This is a genomic window from Paraburkholderia sp. BGA-UO-ETr-F12, from assembly GCF_059567945.1.
Genome location: NZ_JCAQOZ010000043.1, coordinates 1 through 5,477, shown reverse-complemented (window position 1 = coordinate 5,477; position 5,477 = coordinate 1). Strand labels below are relative to the sequence as shown.

The window sequence follows — 5,477 nt, the reverse complement described above, 5'->3', positions numbered from 1 at the left end:
GAGGCAGTTTGCGCAGGCCTTTACTGACTGATTCCGTTATTCCAAAACCAACGGAAACCTCGTCACCCTTATAACCTCAAGGCTTATGATCGCAATTCGACCGAATCTTGGTCAGGGGCCTGATACTCGAGCAGCGCATCCAGATCGGCAGGGTTCAGATCCTCTCGATCCGGTGTCTCCTTTACAAGCATTAAGGTTGCAAACTCATGCGGACTGAGCATTTTCAGTCTCCTCAGCGATTGAGCGTTCCCGCCTATGCGGCAAGTAGTCAACAGCCCAACCGTCGCAATTGGGTTCGGCGCGATCGGGCACCCTGTGACGGGGGACCGCTAAAGCGTGTTCCTTTTGCGTCACTGTTCTATACAGGATAGAGGATTCCAAAACGCCGTCGACGCGCATTTTGTCGCAGGTGCTGGATTCCGTGTATCAACGGGCAGGCCGTGGGCGAGGCGCTCGTCATGTCATCAAACGACGTAACGAAAAAGTTCACCCCGCCCCTTCGACTGGTCACACAGATAAGGAGGAGGTGACAGTTTCGTTACGCCCCCTGGGCGACGGGGTCTCACAAACCTTCGGCAGCAATCACTTGCGCTCTTAAGATAACTCTTCTTATCTTTATGGCAACGTTTCTGGACTAAACTCCAGGTCATGAAAACGCGCCTGACCTCGACACCTTCGCCTGAACCGCACCGCCTCGATTTTCCTGATGCCGACGAACTCGCCATGCTGCACGCCTGGTACGCCGGCATGCCGGTTCGCAAAGCCGCGGAGCGCTATGTGCCGGATCGACTCGCGGCAGGACAGTCGGCGCGCGGCCTGCTCGGCGAGCTTCGGCGACGGCTGGCAAAGTTAGCGCGGCAAGCCTGCCGGCCGGATCTCGCCGCTGTTTTTGAACACGCCGACGGTGAGCGTTTCCGGGAAGCGAAGGCGGTCGCGGACGCGATCGAAGTCCTGCGATATGCAGGCTCACCGACACCGCAAATCAGTGACGACATCGGCTTGTGGCTGCCGGCTCGCGCCGTTTCTGTGCTGCGTGCATATGACATTGCGACGCTGGCGGACCTCACAGTGCGGATTCCGCGGCGGCGTCAGTGGTGGAAAGCGGTCCCCGGGCTCGGCCCGGCGAGTGCATGGCGGATCGAAGCGTTCTTCGCCGCGCATCCGGCACTGTCCGAGCGGGCGCGCGCCCTGATCGCAGTCCGCGGTCCTGGCGCAGTCGTCCCGTGGGAGTCGCTGCGGCTGCCACACGAGGTCGATGGCTCGACGGGAGCCTTTCGCGCGCCGCGGCACACCTGCGCGCTCGACGCCAACAACGATTACGCAGCCGTGCAGGCATGGCTGTCGCTGCACGAATCCCCTGCAACGCAGCGAGCCTATCGTAAGGAAGCCGAACGCCTGATCCTCTGGGCGATCGTGGACCGCGAGCGGGCCCTGTCGTCGCTGACGACGGAGGATGCAATTGCGTACCGGAGTTTTCTGCGTCGGCCGACGCCGCGCGAGCGCTGGGTGGGACCCATGCGCCCGCGCACCTCGCCGGAGTGGCGACCATTCTCCGGTGGGCTGTCGGCCCGCTCGACCGCCTACGCGCTGTCGGTGCTCGGGGCGATGTTCCGCTGGCTGATCGAGCAGCGCTATCTGCTGGCCAATCCGTTTGCCGGCGTCAAGGTGCGCGGCACCAGCCGCTCAACCGTGCTCGACACGTCCCACGCCTTTACCGAGGGCGAGTGGACGCTCGTGCGTGCCATTGCTGACGGACTTGAGTGGTCATATGGCTGGGAAGCGCCGGCGGCGCAACGCCTGCGCTTCGTGCTGGACTTCGCGTATGCGACCGGCCTGCGCGTCAGCGAACTGGTCGGCGCCTGTCTCGGCAACGTCGACACCGACGCCCGGGGTGATCATTGGCTGAACATCATCGGGAAGGGGCGCAAGGCCGGCAAGGTCGCGCTGCCACCACTGGCTCGTACTGCGCTGGACCGCTACCTGGTGGAGCGAAGGCTGCCGGTCACGCCGACCCGCTGGCATCCCGATACGCCTCTCATCGGCAGGTTCGAGCAGGACAACGCGGCAGGCATCAGCGGTGTTCGGCTATGGGAGGTCACACGGCGTTTTTTTGCGAAAGCGGCCGAAGTCATCGAGGCGGACAACCAGGTGCTCGCGGAAAAGCTGCGCCGCGCGAGTCCGCACTGGACTCGGCACACGCATGCAACCCACGCCCTGGCTCGCGGCGCCGAACTGACCACGGTACGGGATAACCTGCGCCATGCCTCGATCACGACGACGTCGATCTACCTGCACAGCGACGAAGTCAAGCGCGCCCAGCAGATCCGGAACGCCTTCGCGGAAAGATAGGGTTCCAGCTGAACCGTCCTGAAACGGCATGCTCTTTCCGGTTTATATAACCTGGACGCTTATGATAGGAATTCGCGCGTACCTTGTTCATCCCCCTGGCCCGTCACCATGCGAGCGGCTGTGCGCGGTCAATGATCGCGAACACGGTCGGCGGCGCCGCAGGTCTGTACTGCCCTTAAGCTACCGCCGAACCCCTGCGGGAATTGGCGGCCGCCGCTATTCATCAGCCACCAGCGCGGCAATGAGCGGACAGTGCTGTTCGTCGGAAGCCGTGTCGCATGCGGCGGCGAACTCCGTCAACGCGGTTTCAATGGCCTGCAGGTCCGCGAGTTTCCGGTGCACCAACAGGAGTTTCTGCCTGGCGAGCGCTTTGGTCTCGGCGCAGTGGGTGCCGTCGGCCAGTTGCAGCAGCGCAGCAATCTCGTCCAGCGTGAAACCCAGCCCTTGCGAGCGCTTGATGAAGCGCAGGCGCTGTAGCGCCTCGGCCGCATAACGCCGGATGCTGCCGAACTGCCGCGCCGGCGCCGGCAGCACGCCGATCCGGTGGTAGTAACGCACCGTTTCCACGTTCACGCCGACGGCCTGCGCCAGTTGTCCGATCGTGTAGGTCGTTTCATTGGCCACGGTCATCAAAATTCCTCCTTGCATCCGTACCTGACTCCGTTTGTAAGCTTAACTCATCTTCTATCGAACCATGAGAGTGCCGGGATGGCTGCTGATAACGGGAACAAATCGCCGTCGCTGCTGGTGGGGCTGGGCGCAGTCCTCGCATGCTGTCTGGGACCGCTCGTGCTGACGAGTCTCGGCGCAAGCGGCGCGTGGGTCGCCTACCTGATGCGGCTGGAGCCGTATCGCCCATGGTTGCTCGGCGCGGCGCTGCTTGCGCTCGTTTTCGCGGGTATGCGAATTTACCGGCCCGCCGACGCCTGCCAGTCCGGCGAGGTATGCGCCATTGCGCACACGCGCCGGATCTACAGGATCGTCTTCTGGATTGCGGTCGCGCTCGTGCTGGTCGCGTTGGGTTACCCGTAGGTGGCCCGGCTTTTTCATTAATTTCCGGTCTTGCCCGAGGAGTCGCGCACCATGAAGAAACCGCTCGCCGCGTTGCTGGTCAGCCTCGCAGCTTCCGCGCCGGTCTGGGCCGCCACGCAGACTGTGACGCTCGCCGTGCCGGGCATGACGTGCGCCGCGTGTCCGGTGACGGTCAAGCATGCACTGGGTAAGGTGCCCGGTGTCTCGAAGGTCGACGTCAGTTTCGGGCAAAAGCAGGCCGTGGTGATGTTCGACGACACCAGAACCAACGTCAAAGCGCTAATCAGGGCGACGACCGACGCGGGTTATCCGTCGCAGCCGAAGGGATCGACCCAGTGAACGGATTACGGCTCGCGGTCAGCGGCAGGCATTTCGCCGAATGCGAATACAAGCGCGCGCGTGCGCTCCACGCGATTGAAGGTGTGCACCAACGGCGTGCGGGGCAAGCGGCCCCTGCACTTGACCGCCGGCGGCTGCTCGACGCGGTGCGCAGGCTGGGCACAACGCCGTTGAGCCTGGCGCGAGGCCGGGCCGCCCGGGCGCAAGGAGGTTGTCATGCAGGCCACTGAGGGACTGTTGACGATGTCACAACTGGCGCACGCCAGCGGGGTGAGCGTGCACGCGATTCGCTGCTACGTCGCGGAAAAACTCGTCCCGCGCGCCGGCAAAACCGACGGCGGGCACGGCCTGTTTGACCGCGATGCGGTGGAACGGCTGGCCATCATTCGCGCCGCGCGCGACGCCGGCCTGCCCTTGCAGAGTGTCCGCCCCTTGCTGCACGCGCTGAACAGCGGCGAGCCCGCCGGGGTCGCGGCCAGCATCGCGGAAGTCGATCATACGTTGCAGCGGTGTCAACAACAGCTTGCGGCGTTGTCCACGCTGCTGCAACAGTTGCGCGATGCCGGACCCGACGTCGGCGCCCGGACACGCAATCGCAGGGCACCTCTTGCGCAGAGCGCCGCATGATGACGCACCGGTCGGGTCACGTTGCGCAGTTGATGCCGGCTGCGCGATCCGGCGATGTTCGCCGTGTCGTCCCGGTCGAGTTTCGGGATGCCAGTCCGCCGTCGACGGTGGGGTTCTGCCCGAACACCACGGGGAACACGCTTCGCGCCTATTTGCCTGCGCGTGACGTGGCGGCAGTCTCGTCGCCACCGAGGCCCGAAGACGCTGATACTGCTCGCGAACCCGACTGGGCGAGCACGGCGGAGCGCCCATGAGCAGCAGAACCAGACCGAAGAAAATTGCCCTCGCCCTTCAGGGCGGTGGGGCTCACGGCGCTTTCACGTGGGGGGTACTGGACCGGTTACTCGCGGATGGACGACTCGTGATCGACGCGATCAGTGGCACGAGCGCCGGCGCGATGAATGCCGCCGTGCTGGCCGATGGTTTCGAAAAGGGTGGCGCACAGGGCGCCCGGGAGGGACTGAACCGTTTCTGGGACGCGATGGCACAGGCGAGCGCGTTCAATCCGTATCGGTGGGCGCCATGGACCGCGACCCTGTTCCGGCCGTGGTACGAATGGCTTGGGCAGATGTTCTCGCCCTATGAACTCAACCCCTGCGATATTAACCCGCTGCGGACCTTCCTGAGCGACACAATCGACTTCGAGTGCGTGCGCAGGTGTCACAAAATCAGGCTCTATATCTCGGCCACCAACGTGCGAACCAATTGTCTTCGCATCTTTACCGCTAAGGAACTATCCGTCGACGTGCTGATGGCATCGGCATGCCTGCCCCAGATTTATCAGGCGGTCAAGATTGACGGAGACGACTACTGGGACGGTGGGTATGTCGGCAATCCCGTGCTGGCGCCCCTCATCGAAGAATGCCCGGACTTCGCCGACATTCTGCTCGTCCAGGTCAACCCGGTCCGTCGGGATGACGTGCCCCGTACGGCAGCTGAAATCGCTGACCGTGTCAATGAAGTGAGCTTCAACAGCACCCTGATGCGGGAACTCCACGCAATCGCCAACCTGGGGTCGTCTCAGAAAACGGAAAATTAAGCACGTTAAGCTCCAATTTCGCGCAGGTACTGGTACAACGTTTCGCGGCTGATGCCAAATTCACGGGCCAGCTTTGCCTTTTGTTCGCCGG

Annotated in this window: 7 protein-coding genes; 5 read left to right on the top strand and 2 right to left on the bottom strand. The window is 63.4% G+C overall.

Annotated features, from left to right (window positions below; translation table 11 throughout):
* Nucleotides 1–648 precede the first annotated feature (648 nt).
* A complete protein-coding gene (locus AC57B6_RS18750) occupies nt 649–2,349 on the top strand; it encodes a site-specific integrase (RefSeq protein WP_496421870.1) in 1,701 nt (566 codons plus the stop codon).
* 216 nt (nt 2,350–2,565) lie between these two features.
* On the opposite strand, the gene merR is transcribed toward AC57B6_RS18750, so the two are convergent.
* Nucleotides 2,566–2,979, bottom strand: coding sequence for a mercury resistance transcriptional regulator MerR (gene merR / locus AC57B6_RS18745; protein WP_496421869.1), 414 nt, complete (start codon nt 2,977–2,979; stop codon nt 2,566–2,568).
* A 78-nt stretch (nt 2,980–3,057) separates the two neighbouring features.
* Between merR and AC57B6_RS18740 the strand changes: the two genes are divergently transcribed.
* The 4 genes from AC57B6_RS18740 (at nt 3,058) to AC57B6_RS18725 (ending at nt 5,386) form a co-directional block, all read left to right on the top strand.
* The gene (locus AC57B6_RS18740) at nt 3,058–3,381 is read left to right on the top strand and encodes a mercuric transporter MerT family protein (RefSeq protein WP_496421868.1); all 324 of its coding nucleotides are present in this window, start codon (nt 3,058–3,060) and stop codon (nt 3,379–3,381) included.
* Nucleotides 3,382–3,432: 51 nt separating this feature from the next.
* On the top strand, nt 3,433–3,720 hold the full coding sequence (gene merP / locus AC57B6_RS18735) for a mercury resistance system periplasmic binding protein MerP (protein WP_496421867.1): 288 nt from the start codon (nt 3,433–3,435) through the stop codon (nt 3,718–3,720).
* Between the two features lie 216 nt (nt 3,721–3,936).
* Nucleotides 3,937–4,347, top strand: coding sequence for a MerR family transcriptional regulator (locus AC57B6_RS18730; protein ID WP_496421866.1), 411 nt, complete (start codon nt 3,937–3,939; stop codon nt 4,345–4,347).
* A 250-nt stretch (nt 4,348–4,597) separates the two neighbouring features.
* Nucleotides 4,598–5,386: a patatin-like phospholipase family protein gene (locus tag AC57B6_RS18725; protein WP_496421865.1), complete on the top strand. Its 789-nt coding sequence runs from the start codon at nt 4,598–4,600 to the stop codon at nt 5,384–5,386.
* 5 nt (nt 5,387–5,391) lie between these two features.
* Here AC57B6_RS18725 and AC57B6_RS18720 read toward each other — a convergent pair whose 3' ends face one another.
* Nucleotides 5,392–5,457, bottom strand: coding sequence for a helix-turn-helix domain-containing protein (locus tag AC57B6_RS18720; protein WP_496421871.1), 66 nt, complete (start codon nt 5,455–5,457; stop codon nt 5,392–5,394).
* Nucleotides 5,458–5,477: the final 20 nt, after the last annotated feature.

Bases quoted from the DNA above. Each gene is read 5' to 3' on its own strand.
- AC57B6_RS18730 (WP_496421866.1), top strand. From the start codon at position 3,937: ATGCAGGCCACTGAGGGACTGTTGACGATGTCACAACTGGCGCACGCC.
- AC57B6_RS18750 (WP_496421870.1), top strand. From the start codon at position 649: ATGAAAACGCGCCTGACCTCGACACCTTCGCCTGAACCGCACCGCCTC.
- merR (WP_496421869.1), bottom strand. From the start codon at position 2,979: ATGACCGTGGCCAATGAAACGACCTACACGATCGGACAACTGGCGCAG.
- AC57B6_RS18725 (WP_496421865.1), top strand. From the start codon at position 4,598: ATGAGCAGCAGAACCAGACCGAAGAAAATTGCCCTCGCCCTTCAGGGC.
- AC57B6_RS18740 (WP_496421868.1), top strand. From the start codon at position 3,058: ATGGCTGCTGATAACGGGAACAAATCGCCGTCGCTGCTGGTGGGGCTG.
- merP (WP_496421867.1), top strand. From the start codon at position 3,433: ATGAAGAAACCGCTCGCCGCGTTGCTGGTCAGCCTCGCAGCTTCCGCG.